Annotated in this window: 7 protein-coding genes; all 7 read right to left on the bottom strand. The window is 45.8% G+C overall.

All coding sequences use genetic code 11. The features are described 5' to 3' along the window. Positions 1 to 59: 59 nt before the first annotated feature. Complete coding sequence (locus tag AC0YN6_RS14700; protein ID WP_475747699.1) at positions 60 to 6,521, bottom strand: discoidin domain-containing protein; 6,462 nt, start codon at positions 6,519 to 6,521, stop codon at positions 60 to 62. Between the two features lie 387 nt (positions 6,522 to 6,908). Beyond that, positions 6,909 to 7,277, bottom strand: a complete 369-nt coding sequence (locus tag AC0YN6_RS14695) for a DoxX family protein (RefSeq protein ID WP_475747698.1) — start codon at positions 7,275 to 7,277, stop codon at positions 6,909 to 6,911. Between the two features lie 464 nt (positions 7,278 to 7,741). Continuing rightward, the gene (locus AC0YN6_RS14690) at positions 7,742 to 8,590 is read right to left on the bottom strand and encodes an EamA family transporter (RefSeq protein ID WP_475747697.1); all 849 of its coding nucleotides are present in this window, start codon (positions 8,588 to 8,590) and stop codon (positions 7,742 to 7,744) included. 228 nt (positions 8,591 to 8,818) lie between these two features. Continuing rightward, on the bottom strand, positions 8,819 to 9,586 hold the full coding sequence (locus AC0YN6_RS14685; protein WP_475747695.1) for a DeoR/GlpR family DNA-binding transcription regulator: 768 nt from the start codon (positions 9,584 to 9,586) through the stop codon (positions 8,819 to 8,821). Positions 9,587 to 9,833: 247 nt separating this feature from the next. Further along, on the bottom strand, positions 9,834 to 13,622 hold the full coding sequence (locus tag AC0YN6_RS14680; RefSeq protein ID WP_475747694.1) for a family 20 glycosylhydrolase: 3,789 nt from the start codon (positions 13,620 to 13,622) through the stop codon (positions 9,834 to 9,836). A 102-nt stretch (positions 13,623 to 13,724) separates the two neighbouring features. Continuing rightward, entirely contained in the window at positions 13,725 to 18,719 is a 4,995-nt protein-coding gene (locus AC0YN6_RS14675) for a beta-N-acetylglucosaminidase domain-containing protein (protein WP_475747693.1), read from the bottom strand. A gap of 149 nt (positions 18,720 to 18,868) precedes the next feature. Beyond that, positions 18,869 to 22,048: a beta-N-acetylglucosaminidase domain-containing protein gene (locus AC0YN6_RS14670; protein ID WP_475747692.1), complete on the bottom strand. Its 3,180-nt coding sequence runs from the start codon at positions 22,046 to 22,048 to the stop codon at positions 18,869 to 18,871. Between the last annotated feature and the right edge of the window lie 34 nt (positions 22,049 to 22,082).

Here is a 22,082-nt window from a genome sequence, read left to right as displayed (position 1 = left end):
TAATTCATCCTATCGACAAAAAGAAAAGGGGAAGGCATCGCACCTTCCCCTTTTCGAAATTAACCCAGTATCAATCTAGCAATCTCTGCAAGATCAACGATGTCGATTTTATCGTCACCGTTCATATCCGCTTTTTCATACATAGACCAGTCTGCATCAGCAGAAGTTTTTCCATAACCAGCTGCGATGAGAGCGAGATCCCCAATGCTGATTTTACCGTCTCCATTTAGATCACCAGAAGCCGCTACATTCACGGAAGCTTTAAATGCTTGCAACGCTGCTTCTAGTTGAACGATTGCTTGCTCCACTTGATCTTGAGTAGCCCCGCCTTGACCCGCTACTGCCTTGGCAAGATCAATTGCCGCTTGCAATATCGCTTTCGAACCTACTGGATACTGACCAATTCCAGCTCCTTCTACCGCTGCATCATGCGATGCTTGCGCACTCGTAATAAGTGCTTGCAATACCGCTTTATCCACTGCGATAATTTGAATCGTGTACGCGGAACCATTGCTCACCGGTGTTTCGATTCCGCTTGCACCCGCAACAGCCACGTCAGTTAAGAAGATGGAGCTCGTTACGTTTTGGTCAGCCTCTTTGGCCTTGAAGTTCAGTTTCAATACTGGAGCCGTAGACTTTATTGCACTTCCGGACCCCGCACTTGCCATCAGAATGCGAACCTCACCTTCTCCTTCCTTCTGTCCAACAATCGAAAATCCACTTTGCAAGGCATCGACTGAAAGGAATGTTACTTGCGTTGGATCATAATGGATCGTTTGATCCAGCGCATACACGTGTTCTGCAACATTGCTGAGCGTGTAGGTCACATCAAAGGACTCGCCCGCAATGATGCTTGCGGCTCCGGTAGCCGTTAGGATGTAGCTGCCCGTTTCGACATTTGCAGTAACTGTTATTATTGCTTTAGCTCTTGCTGTTGCTCCGTCCACTGTACCTGCAACGGAGAATACACCCTTGTTCGCCACCATGTCTGGTGTAATAGAATCCCAGTCAACGTCAACCATACCGGTAGTCCCATCGTTGTATACGGCCTCCACCTGTGCAGGCAGTGCTGGGATTTCACCTTGCTCCGTATCTACAGTGACCGATTTGTAGTCTACGATTGTTTTCACAAATGGCTTCTGCGCTTCGAACACCTCAAATTCCATCAGTCCGGGATTGTAAGCAATCTTCTTGATCGACAGCTTCAACCAACTGGTTTTAATTGGTGTCTCAAACTCTACTACATTATCTCCACTGGCTTTCAGCCCTGACAATTCTCTCGATCCGCCTTCCCATTCGAGCTTGGCATTTGTAAACAAATCAGCAGGTGAATTTTCCCGTTCCACGAGATTAATGCCGCCGATCGTAACTTCTTGATCGAATGTCAGCTTGATCCACGGGTCACCTAGACTACCATTGCTGGCCCAAGCCGTCGTCCGATTCCCGTCTATTGCATTTCGCTCCGTATAGGAAGTAGCGTTATAAGCTGAGCTCGCCGTCACGTTAGACAGCGATGCGATGTTGCTACCCGCTACTTTAATTGAGACCGGAAGGCTTGCAACGGTCACCCCATCTAAAATAACATTTGCCGTAACCGTTGCTTGTAAATTGTTGCGAACATCTTCTGCCAGGATGATTGTGTTACTGCCTTCCACAACAGAAAGTCTGCTGTCGCTGAATTGATACTCCACAGTAGCTCTCGACAAATCTGCTTGTTCGCCATTACTCAGCAAGCCTTCTAATGTAGCAACGATAGGTTCGTTACGTTTAATAGTCGTTTTATTTAGGCTAACGTTAACTTTGTCCAAATAGGCAGTTTCATAGATATTTCCTTCCGTATCAACAAATAAATACGATACTTTGTTGATAGAACGTCCGCCAATTTGAACCTTGATATTCAATTTGGCCATCCCCTGTGAAACAGCAGTCAGTAGGTTGGAATTACCCACTGCAATGACATCCGGATTCTCGCTTGTTACAGTGATCTCGGCGTCCTTCATATCCATCGCTTCACCCAAACCCGTATAGGCTTGAATATCAAATTTACCAGTAGTCGTATCAATCGGCTTAAATGCGGATTCGAAGCGGTCGAACAAATGAGTCGTGTCTATTCCATTGATAGCCACTTCGAGCAAATCGATCATTGAACCGTTCGATCCACCGTCGAAGACGAGTCTCACATACTGTGCTTCGGCGATTAACGGATATGAGTTGTAGAATCCGAAGTATGCACCGCCCGTCGGGCCATTAACTGTGCTGGCATCCTTCCACTCCATGCCGTCAGTGCTCGTTTGAATTTTGATTGTTTTAGGTGTATTGAGATAATTTTGATCTAATGAATTAAAATTGATATTTACATTGGCAATGTCTGACTTTACCGGCAGCTTGAATTGAATCCACGCCTGTTCACCCGCTGGCACCGACCACTTGGATTGATCAACATGAATGCCGTCAATGGTTTTGCCATCAACTAGATGAATGATGGCATCTTGCTCGTGACTAGCCGTAATCTCAGCGGTCTTTGCAAGATTTCGGTTCGGTAACAGGTCCATAAATACTCTATTTGTCGTGAATGTTGTGCCGTCCAACGTTACATCGGCCCAAACGACTCCTCTTGTAGGTTGTTCTACATAAGGCGTTATGATTTCATCTGATTTAAAAGTAAACGTATTTACTTCCTTGATCACGACAGGCTTATATTTATCGCCTGCTTTCAGATCGACGATTCCGCCATGCCATTTAATCTGTGCTGCGTTCAGCCCGATGGATCCGCCTTTCGACGATCTGCCTTCGATTTGATAACGAAGCCCTTCTAATGTGCCGTGCTCGCCATAGGCTTCTTTTCCATTAATCATTAAAGTCGCACCTATCATTGTTTCGCCACTATAAATTTTGCCGTCTTTTACCGTTACTTTAAACGTATCTTGCTTTGTTACCCCTTCGTAAGTACCACTTACCGTGATGGTTGTTGTTCCGTTCGATACTGGTGTTACAATACCACTACCGTTAACCGTCGCAATTCCAGTATCAGAGCTACTATACTGGATACCGCTAAGCTTGGCTTTAAGCGCCGGAAAGGTCATATATCCTTCGGCATTAATTTGTAGTGATGCCGGAGTCAACTGCTGACCTGTCGTAACAATATCAGTAAGCGTATATTTCCGAACAGCGCTGTCCGTTTCGATCTTAATAATCGTATCGATCGAATCCTCTTGAACGTTAGCAAGATTGATTGTCAACACGTCTCCGTTCTGCTCAAATGATTCAACTGCTTTTTCTTCATTTAACCATGTTACCTTAGTCACATGATCTTTTACTGGACTAATTGTCAATACCTTGCCCGTAATAGCACCAAATCCTTTTTTGCTGTCAGGGCCTTTCATAATATGCAGGTAAATATTGTTGTCCCGATAGGTTGCATAGCCCCATTGTGGGCCTCTCGTGCTGTTCGGGAAAGCAAACTTCTCATAGTTGCCTTTACCGTCATCTTCGTAGCCATAGCCCGCCAAGAAATACGGCATTGTGCCGGTGGTGGACTCGTGTCTCTCCGGCTTGCCTTCGGGCGCGAACCAACTTGCAAGCCCTTCTCGTACATCGATAAACTCTTGAAGGGATTTAGGGTATCTTGTTGCAACATCCTCCGGAGAATCCCAGTTTGTTCCACGGCTCATTATTGGCATCTGGTCATTGTTGTCCACGTACCCTCTGCCGGCATTCGTAATCATTTCTTTTGCGACCTGACGGTAATCATCGCGTTTCGCATAGTATGGTGTATAGTTGTTCTTGGTGTGGACAGACTTCCATGGCTCCATCGGAGTTCGTTTCACAAGATGATTGGCATTTGCGTTTGCATAAATATGGCTTGCTTCGGCCGTTCTTAAATCCACATCACCGTACTCTGCACCCCATGCATTGGAGTTGATAATGATTTCATTGCTATAATTGCGCACCATACTGAACATGACGTCAAAATTGGAATTAGGCATGGCTTGGGGACCATCAAAGTAAAGATAGGCCGGATCATAGCGCAAAATAAGATCCTCAACATTTTGCACAAACACATCTGTAGACCTATGCTGTAGACCGCCGCCCTCGGTTGCATAATATAACCCAAAGTTCATACCGTAACGTTTTACTGCTTCTTCAAACTGTTTCAATCCATCTACGACTTGACCATTCTCATCCTTTGGAAGATATTTTTGCCGGTCATGGTTCGGGTCTGAAAATTTTGACGGCCAGTAATAATTTTGTTGTAACGCTTCAACCGACACTAATGAATGCCCTTGTCTTTTTGCTCTCTCTGCCCAAAAATCAGTGGAGAAATTGGGATCGACAAAGTAATCATAGATTGGACCGGTATGAGATAATGCGCCTACCCGCCCTTCTTCGAACCATTTATTCGGACGCTCTTTGACTGTGATCATAAATTCCTTTACAGCTGTATTTCCATTCTTGTCACTTACTTGAACGGTGAATGGGTAATCTCCCGGTGCACTATTGATGCTGATAATGCCTTTGTTGCTATTCAGATTGACATTTCCGTTCACTAATCCATCGGCAATGGTGCCGTCTGTATTTAATTCCAATCCGTCAGGCAATTCTCCACCAATAATTTTCCAAGTATAACCAGGCGCACCTCCACTCGCCATAAATTGAAAAGCCGATGCGGCAACTCCGTATTTGTTACCTGCATTAGATTTATTCCAAACGTAAGGCCATTCCTTGTAACCAATCGGCATATTGTTGGTTGGAAAAGATGCATCCTCACTCGCGATTCCTTGCGTAGCAATCGACAATGTTTCGTTTTCACCTGTAACGGAATAAGTAAGATTGTCAATTTTATTGCCATTGATATCCGTCACACGACCGTAGAATCCTAGATAAGATACATTCGCATCCTGCGCAATCGGAACGCCGTTAACATTCAGATCCTCGGTGAAGCTATGCTTTATCTGTAACAGGATTTTATTCCAGCCAGCTTTTAATTTAATGTTCGCAATTGTCATATCCTTCTGTACTTCAGCAGCTGCTGATGGTTTCGTTACCGCAATATCGTTGACGAACAACCGGTTTACGCCGCTGGACCCAAACCTAAACTGAGCATCTTGTGCATTTGGGCTGTACACATAGGTATGCGCATACACGAACTTATTCTGTGTATCGATACCTTTTTTCACCGTGTAGTAACCATATAAATCTTGGTAATCATCATAGTTTCTATTCCAAATCCGATCATCAAAATATTCCCAATTCCGATTGCCTTCACCGCTAGTCAAGGCTTCGCCGATTTTCGGTGTAATATGAGCTGTCGGTTCTGGATCTACGGTTCCAACAGTCCCATCGCCGTCAAATACATTAACTTCAGTAAAACCTAGACCGACATTTTTCAAATTTTTCTGCCCGTCATGTACAATCAACAGTTCAACCTTTGAAACATTGTTCACAGCCTGTTCAAGTGTTACTACACCAGGGTTCTTTCCCAATGGATCGATATTTGTGATTGTACCCGTCCCGAGCACTTCATTACTTGCACCTTTTAGCGTGTAATTCACCTTCTGAACATCCGATGTATTGGCCGGCCAAGCTGTATTGTGTCGGTCAAACACCTCAATTTGTTTCACTTTGACAGGTTGCTTCCATGTCAAATGTAACGTTGGTGCAGGGTCCCAATTCGGCCAAGAAGATGGTGCGCCGCCTGTATCATGCATTTGTGAAATCCAATTCGTATTCTTATCACCATCAATAGCAAACTTTGGCAAACTTGAAGCAGAATCTGTTCCGTCTGGGAAACCAACAGCGCCAGTTTTCCAAGTGGAGCTTGATGTCGCTGCGGCCTTTCTTGCCCAGTTTCCATCTATTGGTCTATCTGCGCTTGAAGGATCCGATAGTGGGGCTTCATATACTTCCAGCTCACTAACCCCTGTAATACTGGGATATGGTGATCTGCCTTTATCGATTTCAACCTTCATTTCCACAACATTTTGAAGAGTAATACTCGGCGTGAAAATAGTTGGTTTACTTGAATCGCCAGACGTACTGTCCACTCTAATCGTGTCCGATGTAGTTCCATCGACAAATTTAAATGTGAGGTGATAATACTGATTGACATGTCTGCCATCTCCCCACTGCGCAATCGTTACAGCACCAATTTTAATCGGTGTTTCCCACTTGAAACTCAACCATGGTGCGTTGTCATTTTCAGTTACCCACTGATTTCTCGTGCTACCGTCAGCAACGAAAGCAGGAGGATTGGATGCAAAAGTCGCCGATGATGCTGTAATTTTCGCCGTTGGCGCAACATTTTTATTTTCCGTAATGCCCGTGCCATAGATTTCATCCGCAACTGCCGTATCATAGGGCCCCGCTAACAGCCAGCTATTAATAAACGGAGCATTTCCTGATGCCTGCTGTGCATCTACCCGAGGAGCATTAGGTCCAAAAGTGAAAATTCCTGCTATCATGGATAACGCTACGCCTAAAGAGGCTACTTTCTTCACACGCTTATTCAGTTTCAGCTTCATTTTCAATCCCTCTTTTCATTTTCATGGTTAACCTACTTTTCCGCATAATGGTTCTCCGATTTGTCCAATCACCTCTTTTACTCACTCCCCCTAAGAAAACGCTTGCAGAAACAGTGAAGACAGCTCCGTTTTCAACCTGATAATAACAAGCTATTAAAAAACTGAATACACCAAAAAGTACAATTTCCCCTAAATATTTCTTAATTGAAGTTCTTTAAAATGCACGAATTTTATTGTTTTTTGATACTCTATTCGAACGTAGCGTGAAATGAGGGCACTGAACATCCCCCATTCGTAGTTAGCAACAAAAAAAAACCTTGATTTCTCAAGGTTCTCGGCTTTTGTGTATGGTTGAACCAAGGGGGACAGAACCCCTGACCTCATCGCTTACCCAAAAAGAAGGGGCAGTTCATCTGCATATAAGAATACTACTGCAATAGCAATCAAGAGATTCAATAAGGCCGGTATCATTTTCCCGATCGGATGTTTGACTCTCAAATGCGTGATGCATGCCAATAACATCATAATGCCTATCAGAATTCCAGCCCATGCGGCAAAAACCGGATACCAATAGCCGATAATGAGTCCTATGCATCCAACAATTTGAACGTAGCCCGTAATGACTCGGAACCATTGAGGAAGCTTAATCGAATCAAACAGTTCTACCTGATGCTGGGCTCCTGCAAGCTTGCTTCCCCCAAAGAAAGCCATGGAGAAAAGCAGCCAACTTTGAAGAACGATGGTTAGTATATGCATTTTAATCCACTTCCTTTTTCATTTATTATAATCCGACACCAATCAGTGTCCTATTTCATAATATAACACCATTACGTGTCCTGTAAAGCATTTATTACGATACTGCCGAGTTCGATCAGTATTTCCAAGGAAATTATTAAGATCATTTTCACACCTCTTATGTTTAACACCATATAGGTGTCTAATTTCCTAAGGAGAAAGAAATATTAACATTTTGCATAGAAAAAACCCGCAATCTTTTGCGGGTTAGATGTTCTAAAGACTGGATGACGTCATTAACGTCATATATTCAATACGCGATACTTCGATCTTCACCAGCACCAATTCTCAGCATATGCATGACCGATTTCTCTCCATCCAGCAGCATCAAATCAAATGCCGCTTCCGAGGCTGTTCCAAAGGTTCTTTCAGGAGAATCCTCAACTTCAACACTACTGCTATTGGTTTATTCTGAGCTTCTAATATCAACCCAACATTCCAATAGTAACAATACCTATTGCAATAATGGACGCAGCCACTAGTCTACGCGCCCCTTCAGATTCCTTCAGAATAAAAATACCTAGTAAAACTCCGAATACGGTGCCCACCTCACGAATAGGAGCAATGCGAGCCACGGGCACATAATACATTGCTATCAAAAACAAAAGATAAGATCCCGGTGAAAGGATTGAACCGACTAGGAGAACCCGCCAATTTTTCTGAATCGCTTCTTTAACTCGAGCGACTGAAGCAACAAAAGGGGTCAGGCCTAGCATGAATCCGATATTGGATATTTCCAGCAATGAAAGAGGGGATAAATATGAAAGATTGATTTTGTCGACTAGGGTATACGCTGTCGTGGTCAACCCTACACCTAGAGCCAGCAGAATCGGTCTTAACTTAATCGCAAATGAACTAGCCCCTATTTTCTTCCCACTCATCAAGAAGATACCGCTTAAAATGAATAACAAGCCCAGCCATCCCCAAACGGTTAACGTTTCATCCAAAAACATTACTCCGATCAATGGAATGAGTAAGGTGCTCGTTCCTCTCATGATGGGATATACTTGCGATATATCGCCCGCGTCATAACTTTTGGATAGTAAAACTGCGTAACAGCTTTGTAATAACAATGACAGACCTATAAGAATAAACGCTTCAACAGGTAATGCAGACTGAATTAATTCCCTTATTAAGTGAGGAAAAAGTGCAACAGTTGTCGGTACAAGGATCATCCATAGAAACAACTGCTTGTTCACGCTTTGCTTAGCCAGCATATTCCATACTGCGTGAGCCAATCCCGAAAAAACTACAAGTATAATTGAGAGCGTCAACAATTTACTCCCCCCTGTATTCCCATTACCTACACCCCTTCTAGCTTACGCACCCATATAATAGCACGGGGATACATACAATTACAACGATACAATTACAAACACACACAAACACATAATTGAGGAGATAGAAGTTTTCACTTTATGAAAACGATAAAAAATCGTCCACCTATTGTGAACGATTCAATATAATTAAACGATATTAACCTCTTATTTACATTCCGCCACTTAGTAGTGTAAGGAGATCCCATTCTTTTCATACAGTTTCACAATCTCCGGTGCGATCTTCGAATCCGTTACGAATCGGCTCACTTTCTCATTCGGACAAACATTCAATAAAGACACGGTCTCAAATTTGCTGCTATCCGCCAATACGATCGTCTCTCTTGCGCGAGTCATCATTTTCTTCTTAAGCAATACTTCTCCTATCCCATAATCCGTAATTCCTTGTTCAATCGATATTCCACTAACACTCATAAAAAAAAGGTCCGCATTAAACTGTAAAATAAAAGATTCAGCAAAATCACCAGTAGTACATCTTTCTTTATTACGCACTACGCCGCCAATAAAAATAACAATGAAGCCCGGCTTCTCCATAAGTTCATTGGCAATTGGGAAAGAATTGGTCAAAACCGTAAGTTGATCGAATTTCTCTTTTAACACCTGAACAAATGCGGTATTCGTCGTACTGACGTCGAGAATGAGAGACTGACCATTCGAAACCCATTCAGCAGCTAGCTTAGCCAATTCCCTCTTTTCATCCCTATTCTTCAACTCACGTATTGTAAATGAAAGCTCCTGGGTACTATCATATGTTTCAATTAGTTTAGCTCCGCCGTGCACTCTTTGCAGATGCCCTTCCTTCTCCAAATACTCCAAATCCCGCCGTATCGTTTCAAACGAAACCTTGAATAATTCCATTAGTCCCGAAACTTTCACACTTTTTTCCTTATTTAACTTTTTTATAATGGCATCATGTCGTTCATGAGCTAACATATATCGCACTCCTAATTATCATTTTCGAGTGTTTGCATGTATTTTAGTGTGTTTACATGTAAATTCTGTGTATTATCTCATTCTAGCACAAGTTATTCCTAGTTCCAAAGTAAACGATAACTCTAGATCTGTTTTGAACTTTTGTCCCTTTATTTCCACAAAAATACACCCCTTAGAATTCATCGGATTAACCACAGGGTTTTCCAATGTCTATTCTAAGGGGTGCACATCAACTCAATCGTCAATCTTATTGCTGCAAAATTTTCTGTGCGACTCCTGCGAGGTCAGTAATGTCGATCTTATTGTCGTGATTGAGGTCGGCATTCTTCACGTTATCCCAATCCGGACTGTCAGAAGTCATGCCATAAAGCGCCGCTATGATCGCAAGATCGCCGATGCTCACTTTGCCGTCGTTGTTCACATCACCTGGGATGCCAACTGGTACCGGCGTTACTTGGATGCTGATCGAAGAGGTGTCCACTTGCGTCTCAGTTCCTTTGTCATCGCTAAGCGTTGCATCAGCTACCGAAATCGTCCCCGATGCCGCTTGCGTTACATCCTTTGCCTTGAAGACGATTTCGACGAATTCAGCCGTGTCTGTTACGGCATTGCCGGCGCCTTGACTCGCTATGATAAGGCGCAACGTTCCTGCTTGATCCTTAGACTCGACGATGGCTATGCCGTCTTTCGTTGACTTCGCCGAGACAAATTCCATGACGCTCGCATCATAGTTTAGCATGATGTCCTGACCGTAAACGCTTTGTGTCACGTTTCTCAGCCCGAAACGAAGGGTGAACTCGCTACCTGCAAGAACAGAGTTCGCACCGCTGAGCGTAGTTCCAGGAGTCAGTGTAACGACGCCTTCTACGGTTACTTTGCTAACAGCCGTAAAATTACCTTCGGCAGTAGTTACGGTGATATCCGCACTGCCCGCTTTGAGCGCCGTCACGATAGCTTTGCCGTTGCCGCCATCAACTACTTTAGCAACAGTATCATCACTGCTCGACCAAGTTACTTTTTTATTCGTCGCATTAATCGGCTGTACAGTGGCGACCAGTTCCGACGTCTCGCCTTCTTTCAAAACAAGCGACGTCTTATCCAGCTGAACAGCGATCAGCGGCACAATGGAATCGATCTCTGCGATTTCAGCATCTTTCAAAGTTCTGTTGTAAATCACCAAATTATCGATACTGCCTTGTGCTTTATTCATAATTTTCTCTGTCGGGAGTACGAAACTGGAAGAGTAACGTTTATTGTTCAAAGGCGCTTTGATGCTGACAGCTTCTCCGACATATCTCCCATTCATATAAAGCTTTGTCTTACTGGTATTCATGTCAGATGCGCCCGATTTGTACGTTAATTCTTCCTTCAAGGTAATATTGACCCACTCATTGGCAGGCAGTGTATAATCGAACAAGAAATCATATGCAATCCCCAGTTCACCGCGTTTAAAGCCCAACTTGCCAGTACCGTTGTAGTTAGCGTATAAAGTACCATCTCTTCCAGCAAATATTTCCGTATTTTCTGGAATGCTCGACAACTGAATATCAAATGAAACGGTATAAGGGAAACCTACGCTGTCAAACGGCAACGAGATATACCCATCTCCATTTAAAACAATTCCTTGTCCGGTTGTTCCTTCTCCCAGAACTCCGTTGATGACTGCAGCGCTATACTTATTAGGCGAGGTATCTTCTGCATAGCCCTCCGATAGTTGATCAAAGGTATATTTTGCGATAATGTCACCTTCCGACTCTACAAATCTACCTGGATTGGCGCCCCCGGCAACATTGTACAAGGCCCCGGCGCGTTCCACAAATTGTTCTGCGGTTTGGCCGTCTGTTTTTTCACCATACCACGTTTTTTCGGCTGTTATGGCGACGGCACTTCTCATTCTGTCAAATATATCAAATTCCGAGAATCCTCCGCCAAACGACGTCATATCATTCCAAATGGCAAATTCAGCGCCTATGGTTTGCGGATGAGCAATTGGCATAATGGCAGTTCCGTCTCCTGCGCCTCTTGCCGGCCAAAAATTATTCACGTCAAATCCATTATATAAATTCGTCAAATTCAAGCGATCGGGGTATCCGGCATTGAAACCCGGCACAATATATAACCATCCGCCCACCGTATTAATGATATCGTAACCCGCCGCATACATTTCCTTCACGTCCGACCAGTATGGCGCCCAAATGTTCATCGTAGCTTCGTTCGTTACCGGAGTCGTTCCATTGAAGCCTTTCGTACCCAGTGAACCCCAAAGTCTGGTTTCATAGCCTTTGCCGTTGACGTACTTGATCAACTTGTCTGTATAAGCACACATCAGCTCAGAGTATGTTTTATTATATTCGTCCGTTCCAATATGGAATTTATCGGATTGAATAACAGGATCTTCACCATCCAAATACTCATCCAACAAGTCCAATACAAAGTTGACGGTATTTGCATCCCGAATATCTAGGGCTCCCGCAGAAAGCATCTTTACGCCTGGCACGCTTCTAAAAGCCTCCGAGTGATAAGGAGTGTCGATTTCTGTAACGACATCCATACCGTATCGCTTCATATCCATTTGATATTGTTTATAGTCTTCCTTCGAATAAAACCCGTCTTTGGCTACAATTTGCGGGTATTTTGTACTTTCTAGACGAAATGCGGTATATCCGGAGCCTCCCCAATAATCATTCACATGGATTTGTATTTCATTCATTTTGAACCAAGCCATATAAATGGTCATTTCTTGAAGGTAATCAAGCGGGATATACATTCTTCCCACATCGATCATGCCCGACCTCACCTTATATTTCGGGTAATCGCGCGACAGACCTTTTGGAACATGGATATGATCCTTGTCTTGATATAGAATCTGCGTGATGGATATTCCGCCATACAGTATGCCCTTGGCTTTTGAACCAGCAATAACGATCATATCGTTGATATCAAGGTTGTAACCTTCTTCGCCAAGAATGGATTGCGCGTCATCCAGGGTCAGCACAATATCGCCGGGCTGAGCCGGGCCCGGACCTATTTGAATGTCCTTATTCAGCATATCCTTGAAATAATATTGAATCGTGTTGGCGGTTTCTAGTAACGAATCCTCCGCTACTACAATCTTCGAGTTGTCTGTCAAAACAAAGTTTCCGGTACGACCTTTCCATTCCCGTAAGCCCGGCAAAACTTTAGGAACCGGGTTGTCATCGCTGTCTTGTTTATATTGGCCTGGAACTACAAAATTAATATCCTGCTTTGAAGTGGCAACATCACCGGGATCAGCGATATTCTCAACCTTGTACAACAAATTAACGTCCATATCGACTAATGGCTTATTGACTGTGCCATCCCGTGCAATCACTTCTTGTGTATCAGTACCGTACAGACTGATTTTATAATTTTCATTTACTGACGGTAAAATAAGCTTCTTGCCATCTTCCGACAGTTTTAACTCATGCTTTTCGGCCTCTTCCAGTGCTTTTTTTGCCGTATATGGAGTATATTGGTATACTTCGATTTCGTAAATGCTGGAACCGTAATACGACCCGTTGGTATGTTTCCATTGTTTGTATTGTTGATATTTAATATATCTAGCCATTTTGGGGCTAAAGGTAATTTCCTTTAACTCTTTAGCACCGTTGGCGACTCCTGCCACCTTATACACGCTTTCATAAATATTGCCGTCGGCGGAAATAAACACTTCATATTCAGGCGAAGTTGCATGGAAATTAAGGTCGATTTTACTTACTTCTTTTACTTCGCCTAAGTCAACGATAAGCCACTGATTGTCTAGTTTATCCGCAGACCAGCGTGTGTTAGGATCTCCATCGACTGCTTTTTCTCCTACGAATTGCGGATATTTCCATACTCCTCCGATCCGCCCTCCTTCAACGCCCGAGTAAGTTACGGGTTTGCCCAGCGCCAGATTCGGATTTGCGGACCCATTCCCTTCCGCCGATACTAAGACTCCCTGAAACAAAATTGTTATCAACAAAAGAATGACAAGTATCGCAAACTTGATTTTGCTTCTTCTCATGATTTTCATGTATATCCTCCCATAGGAAATTAAGGGCCATCTATCGAACCTATTGATCCTGAATTTAAGGAAGGAGGCCACCTTGCACGCCTCCCTCTTATTCCTCTTTCACTACTGAATGATTTTGCCTGCGATGGCTGCGAGGTCAGTAATGTCAATCTTATTGTCGTGATTGAGGTCGGCATTCTTCGCGTTATCCCAATCCGGACTGTCAGAAGTCATGCCATAATGCGCCGCTACGATTGCAAGATCACCGATGCTCACTTTGCCGTCGTTGTTTAAATCTTCTGCAGTTCGCGTAATGATCGAATCCTTAAACGTATCGAACGCCTGCTGCAATGCAGCGACAGCAGCATCCACTTGTACTTGCGTTGCGTTCGAATTATTCGTCACCACAGTGGCCGCATCGATTGCCGCTTGAAGCGACTGCTTCGAACCAGCTGGGTACTGGCCGATTTGTGTACCTTCAGCTGCAGCATCGTGCGCCGCATGCGCTTCACGAATAAGATCATTCAGATCCGATTTATTAACTGGAAGCGTGATTTGAATGTCCATCGAAGATGAGGCCAGTTTCGTTTCCGTTCCCTGATAATCGCCCAAAGTCATATCGGATACTGTGATAGACCCTTCCATCGCTTGCGCCACATTTTTCGCTTTGAACGTCAGCTTCAGCAGCTGCGCGCTGCCAGTGACACTATTTTCGGCACCCTTGCTCGCCATAATCAGACGAAGTTTGCCAGGTGTATTCTCCGCAGTTGCGAGCAGGGTAATACCGTCCTGAAGCGAATCGGCCCACACGAACTCCATCGCATTCGAATCGTAATTCATGGAAATGTCAAGCGCATACACACTTTGCGTCACACTATCCATTCCAAGCTGAATCGTGAACTCTTTGCCGGCTTGAACCGCATCTTCGCCTCCTAAAACGATTGCAGGGTCCTTTGGTATTACAACGGGAGTTCCTGCGCCGACATATAGCTCGTTTAAACGCAGGCCGGAACCCTCGTTCCATTTCAATTTAAATTCGCTGACCGGTGCATACGCTTGCAGATCAATGTTCTGATACGCGCCAGTAAATGTTCCGACGTCAATCCACTCCGCATCCGCCGACTGCGCCGCGGCAGCCTGCGCGGCTTTTTTGACCATTAGTTTCACTTCCGATCCCTCGTTTTTCAACAGGATCAGATTGGTCGCGCCCGGGGTGTCGATGTTGTTGTACGTCAGCTCTCCCGCCGAGTTGTCAACTTCAAAATAGCTGAAAATATCCTTATCGAGCAGCTTCTCCAGGCCGCTCAGATTACCTGAGAGAACGAAGGCGTCCTCCTTGACGGTTGTATTGATCTTGACTTCGTTGACCTTGAGCCATTTGTTCTGTACGCCATCGGTAAGCTTTACATAACGGCCCAATTTACCTCCGCATTTGACGATATTGATGTTTCCTGCGTTGCTGAACGTGATTGGGTCACGCCAGCTCGTTCCATCAGAACTGAATTCAATCTTACCGGAGGTTACCACGTCCGTAATGGAGTCGATGAGCATGTCATAAATGGGAATCTCGCTACCCAGATCGAATATAAAATACCGATTTAGGTTCGGGGATGGCTTGAGCCACAAATTCGTGGATAGATTGCCGTCCACAATATTTCCCGCGTTTCCCGAATAGATACTGACATTATAAGCCGCTGCTGACAGAGACACCGAACCGCCAAATTTTACCGATAGTTCGGTAAGTGCGAAAGTCCTTGCTTCCTGAGATGCGTTGCTTACGCGAATGTATTTCGCTGCAGTAATGTGTGGATCCGACCAAGACATTGCCCTCCAGTTAGTCCCGTCTGCCGAATACTCGGCGGTCAGAAACTTGAGGCCCGCGTCCATTTTCAGCGAATGTGCGTTTTTCAGCTTGTTAAATTGAAATCCAAAATAATCCCCGGGTTCCAGCGTAATCTCTGCGATATTCTGCAGGGCTGCGGAAGCGCCTTCAAACGTCAACGCCTGATTCTTTAGCGCGGATACATTGGTATAGATCGCCGCGGGTTGTTCCACGTTTACCTGAAACTCCTTGACCGATAAACCGCGGTTGGGCGATCCGGTGTTCTCGTCGATGAACTCGTCCGTCGCTCGGTAGCGCAGGTATTTTGCGGTAAGGTCAAGTCCTTTCGCAGAGACCGTGCTCGTGTCGAATTCCGCGACCTCCGTCCAGGTTCTGTTGTCCATTGACACTTCGAACATGCCCTTTTTATAGTATTTCGTGTTGTCCATCACTATTGATACGTTGTCGATATGCATTTTCATGCCTAGATTCACGCCGAAGTATGCGCCCTTCGATACCACTGCGCCCGAGTCGGCAGCTGTCGTCAGATCGCTGTCCAGCATCTTTGTGTAATCGAGGATCGTGCTGCCGAAACCGCGCATTTTGAGCGGTAGCGAGAGCGTTTCCATAAGCTGCATTTCCAGCAGATTCAGGACTTCCTCATTAAAGGGCGCGATTTCTTTTTGCGCAACGACCTTGGCCGCGGACACCGCTGTTTTAAGCTCCGCTTTGCGCTCGGAAATCAACATCATTGCCGCCTTAATGGATGCCGGATCATCAGCCGAAATCTCTCCCAACTCCATCAGCCCCTGCACAGTGTTTCTGCTCGACTGTGCGATCTTCCTCATTTTGTCCAGCCAGGGCGTGAGTTCTCTCGAGATACCGTTTGTGCCCGGATATGCCTTCAGCTTATCTACGGCCCCTATTATCTCTTCGAACGCCCGGAGCAGAGACGCGCCAGATTCCGAAATATCCTCACCGCCTGCCAGCGCCTGTTTAAAAGCATTCATCTGCGGCAGCAGGTAGAGCGATTCGTTTGCGTCAAACGGGTTCAAGCCGTGTGAAGCGTTCTGCGAAAAAATGCGCAGTGCGCTCGCCGCCTCGGGATTATCCCGGATGATGTAGTCAAACGAATCCTGCCAGCTCTGCTCATAATCATATTCGCCGGTATTCCAAGAATAATCCGCGCCGCTGAACAGCGACACCTTGGATGCCTGAGCCTGATTCATTGGATTCGAGGCAAAGCCCGAGACATTCTTAACGCTGGAGTAAAGCCCCTTGGAAGGACCCATATGGACATAGTCCGCGCGCCCCAAATCGTTTACCGGATAGTTCCACCAGATATAGACTGGTCTTTCGATATATTGCGTGACCCAGTCGACGACGCTCTGCTTGATCGGCGAAACGACGTTATCACCTGTCCACATGATTTGTACGTCCTTCGGGAACCTGCTAATATTTTGCAGGTAATTGATCGTTGCCTGAGTGCCGCTATCCTTGCGATAATACTGCGGGCAAAAGATGATCGGCTTGACATCGCCCTTGGGCTTGATATATTCACTGTCCATCCGCGTGATAAAGGTCACGAGCTGATCGTTGTTCGTTGCGGAATCATCAAAGAAAATTGCGAATTGCCGGACGCCGATGCCGTACATCTGGTCGAACTTGTTCTTGAGCGCCTGAATGTCGGCTTCCGATCCGAGGTTGATCTTACCGCCGACATGTGCTGCCCAGACAAACTCAACGTTGGTCTCCAGTCCCTTATCGACCAGTTCTTTCAGCTCGGCGAGCTTCTCGGACGGGTAGGGATCTTTCCATTGCGCAGCATGATAGGGATCATTTTTGGGCCCGTACAGATAGGAATTCATTTTGAAATCGCCGCCGAACGCCATCAAGTCCTTGCGGTTCTCGTGCGACCATGGCGTGCCGTAAAAGCCTTCGATGAAACCGCGAAATTTAATATCCGAATAATCTTCGATCAGCACATCGGTCAAAACGCCGTCCGCCTGCTCCAAGATCTGATCGAGCGTGGTGACTCCGTAAAATGCGCCGCTATTGTCAGCGCCCAAGATGGCGATGGTCCTGTCCGCTGCAGAGGTCTTGAGCACATAGCCATCATCCTTTTTCACGGAAACCGCCGGATCGAATTTTCCGTTTAAGTACTCATTATCGGCTCCCTTGCCGTTGTCAATGCCGATCAGCACGTCAATATCGTCCGCAGAAGCGGCCTGCTCCACCTTTGTGACGGTGAAGCCCCGTTCCTCGAAAATGATTTGTGACTTGGCTGCGGTATGCTCGCTGACACCGTCTTCAATCACCAGATTGATCGTTTCTCCTGCATACTGCAATGCACCGTCACCGTAGGCACTACCGTGTACTTTTGGATAAAAGATGTAATTGCCTCCAACCTTGCCCCGGACTACAACCATGTAGTCCTTCATATCCAACGCATTGTTCTTTGTAAAGGTCGCGGTAAGCGTAACAGTTTGATCCTGCTCGCCTCTTGTAACTAAAGCGTCACCGCCGTCGATAGTGATGGCGTTGCTGTTCGACGTCCATGCAATGCTGACGTCGTCTTGATAGGCAAGCGGAAGATTGAAATTATCATGCACCAACCCTGTCACCTTGATGTTTTGCTTAGCAAGCGCTACGTAGTCGTTGTCCTCGAGCGGTGCTTGAAACACACGAAACTCATACAGCGAGTACCCCCATTTGTTTGGAGTGCCGTCCGCGTTCAGACGGGGCCGTACTCCCTGGAACTTCACATAGCGAGCTGTGACTGGCGTTTCAAACTCAAAAGCTTCAGTTCCTCCCGCCGTATAGTTGGCGCTGTCCTCTCGCAACTTCGTCGTGATTTCCGTCCACTGGTCGGTGTCATTGGACGCCATCAGCTTGAACTCCGTAGGGTACCTCTCGAAAGCCGCCTCGATCTTGTTGAAACGATACTGTTGTCCCAGATCGACATAAATCCAGGATGCATAAACATCAGGAGTATTACCCGATCTGGAGGCCCAGCGCGTGCCTGCATTCCCGTCAACAAGATTTTCCTTTACGAAGCTGCCGTCATGTCCACTCTCGAACACCGGTTTCCCCGTCGTTAGGTTGATATTGGTCGTCTTGATCCCGCCCTCGACAGTCGAGTAGGTTGCCGCGGTTACCGATTTATCCAACTCTAAATGAAGACTATTCGATTCACTTCCCTCCGCTGACACAATAATTCCCTGGAACAAATTCATTGTTAACAAGAGAATGCAAAATATTGCGAAAATAATTTTATTACTTGCCCTGATTACCATGTAAATCCTCCCCACTCTTGAAACCGTTTTCATATTTCCTGTCAAGACCGGTTTAGTTGACCTCCAATTCGCCGATACTCGACTGCTGAAAATAAAGGAAGGAGGCCGCCTTGCACGCCTCCCTCTTATTCCTCTTTCACTACTGAATACTACTGAATGATTTTGTTTGCGATGGCTGCGAGGTCAGTAATGTCGATCTTATTGTCGTGATTGAAGTCGGCATTCTTCACGTTATCCCAATCCGGACTGTCAGAAGTCATTCCATAATGCGCCGCTAAGATCGCAAGATCGCCGACGCTCACTTTGCCATCGTTGTTTAAATCTTCTGCAGTTCGCGTAATGATCGAAGCCTTAAACGTATCGAACGCCTGCTGCAATGCAGCGACAGCAGCAACCACTTGTTCTTTCGTTGCGTTCGAATTATTCGTCACCACAGTGGCTGCATCGATTGCCGCTTGAAGCGACTGCTTCGAACCAGCTGGGTACTGGCCGATTTGCGTTCCTTCAGCTGCAGCATCGTGCGCCGCTTGTGCTTCACGAATAAGATCATTCAGATCCGATTTATTAACAGGAGGAAGCGTGATTTGAATTTCCATCGAAGATGAGGCCAGTTTCGTTTCCGTTCCCTGATAATCGCCCAAAATCATATCGGTTACTGTGATAGTCCCTTCCATCGCTTGCGCCACATTTTTCGCTTTGAACGTCAGCTTCAGCAGCTGCGCGCTGCCAGTGACACTATTTTCGGCACCCTTGCTCGCCATAATCAGACGAAGTTTGCCAGGTGTATTCTCCTCAGTTGCGAGCAGGCTAATACCGTCCTGAAGCGCATCGGCCGACACGAACTCCATCACATTCGGATCGAAATCCATGGAAATGTCCTGCGCATACACACTTTGCGTCACACTATCCATTCCGAGTTGAAGTGTGAACTCCTTACCGGATTCGACTGTATCATCGCCCGTTAGTGCAACGGATGGCTCTTTCGGTATCGCAGCGGAAGTTACTTTAAACTCCCTTACAATTACCCAGAAATTTTGCGTATCCGTCACTCGTATGCGCACGAATCTTGCATTCTGATTATCAACCGGAACGTTGATCTCCATCTGGTCTTCCAAAGTAGCGAGCGGCGTCCAGTTGGCTCCGTCCACTGAATATTCAAGTATGCCGTGATGAATGTAATCGCTCAAGCTGCCGGTCTTACCCATTAATACCTGAACGTTTGAGACTTTACGCACTTCATTGAGATCAACGCCGAGCACGTCGCCGTCAGCCGGACTGTTGTTGCTCCAGAAATAAGTGTTGAGATTTCCATCAAGCATTTTGGCAGGTGTGTTAGTTTGGTACGTTCCCATCGTCGTAATTGGAAATGGAGTTGCCGGAACAACGCCTAACCAATTGTCGTTTTCCCGGATAGCGCGTGCGAAGAAATCTTCAAATACTTGATTCGCCTTAGCCTGGGTAATAGCACTTATTTGCGTCCTGAGAGCAGTCAGCGCCGCTCTGTGCGATGCCGACTGCTGCTTATTGTTGCGCTTCTGGGAAAGCAGCATTTGAGCGGCTTCTACGCCTGCCTTGCCATACAATTCGTCCTTATTCAGGTAATTGTTAGTCTCAGCAATAAAGTTAGCGTTACCCAGCGTGCTCCGCAAAATAGACGGCGCCTGCTGCAGCTTGGTGAATTCGGCAGCTAATTGGTTCGCCGCGTCCGTTATCGTTCCACCGCTTGTGAAAGCGGTCCATAAGTTATCGATTAACGGTTTCAAAGTCAGAGACTCCTTAGCGTTAAGCGGTGAAGAATAATGGTTTTCGGCAAAAGTTTTCAGCGCATTGACAGCCGCTCCACCGAATCTCTTGATGCTGAGCTGCCAAGACTTATCAGGATCATACGCCTGTGGGTTCCATAGGTAGTCTGCAATAGAGAAGAGCGCAATCTTGGACGCTTCCGCCTCATTCATCGGATTGGCGGTAAGGCCGATGATCCCATGGTCGGCTAATCCGGCATCACGGTTATAAAGCGGACCTAAGAAAATCCTATCGCGCGCAAAATCATTCACTGGGTAGTTATCCCAGATCAACAGATCATGCTTATAAATCGCTTTCGCTTTGTCGGCATCCGATACGGAAATTCCGGCAGGTACGACGGCTGCCCCCGTCCACTGTACGATAATACTTGGATCAACTAACGCCGCAAAACGGTTAATATAAGTCGTTGTAGTGATATTTGCATAATCCGTCGGAACCGTGATCAGTCGGTGAGCTCCTGGATGCGTGTCGATGAATTCTGTTTTGAACCGATTGAGCAGGAAAGCTTGCCCAGCAGCTGGTGGGCTGGCATCCCCGTTAAACTTCGTTCTATCAGCGCTGCATGAAAGTGTCTTATTAATATCATCTAGAAAAATCGCATAAGAACGTACGCCTTTATCCCACATGACTTGCGCTTTTGCAGTCAGAGCTTGGAAATCGGTATCGTCCGAATAGCACATCGTGTTCCCCGGGGAAATAGCGAATACGAATTCCACATGTTCCTGCTTCGCCTTATCGATTAACTCAGTAATTTGCGCCACTTTATCGGCTGGATAAGGATCTCTCCACTTATCCCGGTGGTAGGGATCATCCTTTGGCGCATAAATGTACATATTCATTTTCTGCTGTCCGTAAAAATCCAACTGGTTGAGCCGGTCTTCATGCGACCATGGATCGCCGTAAAAACCTTCAATGGACCCGCGCCAACTCATCTTCGGCCAGTCTCTAACCATAAGTCCAGGGACCGAATAACCGGAATCCTTGGCAGTAATCACTTGACGCAGCGTTTGTGCGGCATAGAAAGTGCCGGTTTGATTTTTACCCGCAAGAACGATACTTTTGTGACCTGATTGATCGATTCCCGCAGCTAGCACGTATCCGTCATCCTTTAATTCTTCCGGTCCTGTCACACCCAAACCTTGCAGTACGGAAGCGGAAGCATTGTTCTCCGACGGTCCGCCAACCCATACATTGACCGCAGCGTCGGGAACGGTGCTGCTATCATTTGAGCGCTTGATGTTCTGAACCCCGGCATTTCGCAAAATAGATTCTACAGCTTGAACGGCTGCCGGATCCGTGCTGCCGCCCGTTATCAGCCCCACTTCCGCAGGGATATCAAATCCATCGCCCAGCAAAGAGACCGACTGCGGTATAGGTGAAATTTCAGGAATTTCACTGGCAATCGCACTCTCAGTTGCTTGAGAAACAGGTACGTTAAATAAAGGAACGGCAATTGTGAATGCAAGCAGAAAAATGTTCGTTTTCTTGCGTAATCCATTAAAGAAAACAGATCCTTTAAAATTCATGCATATAGCCACCTTTTTAATAAAATTAGCAATG

The sequence above is a fragment of the Paenibacillus sp. J22P15 genome, assembly GCF_056269345.1.
This window is presented reverse-complemented; position numbering and strand designations above follow the sequence as displayed.

Excerpts from the sequence above, each read along its gene's own strand:
- AC0YN6_RS14700 (WP_475747699.1), bottom strand. The coding sequence starts at position 6,521 with ATGAAGCTGAAACTGAATAAGCGTGTGAAGAAAGTAGCCTCTTTAGGC.
- AC0YN6_RS14695 (WP_475747698.1), bottom strand. The coding sequence starts at position 7,277 with ATGCATATACTAACCATCGTTCTTCAAAGTTGGCTGCTTTTCTCCATG.
- AC0YN6_RS14685 (WP_475747695.1), bottom strand. The coding sequence starts at position 9,586 with ATGTTAGCTCATGAACGACATGATGCCATTATAAAAAAGTTAAATAAG.
- AC0YN6_RS14680 (WP_475747694.1), bottom strand. The coding sequence starts at position 13,622 with ATGAAAATCATGAGAAGAAGCAAAATCAAGTTTGCGATACTTGTCATT.
- AC0YN6_RS14675 (WP_475747693.1), bottom strand. The coding sequence starts at position 18,719 with ATGGTAATCAGGGCAAGTAATAAAATTATTTTCGCAATATTTTGCATT.
- AC0YN6_RS14670 (WP_475747692.1), bottom strand. The coding sequence starts at position 22,048 with ATGAATTTTAAAGGATCTGTTTTCTTTAATGGATTACGCAAGAAAACG.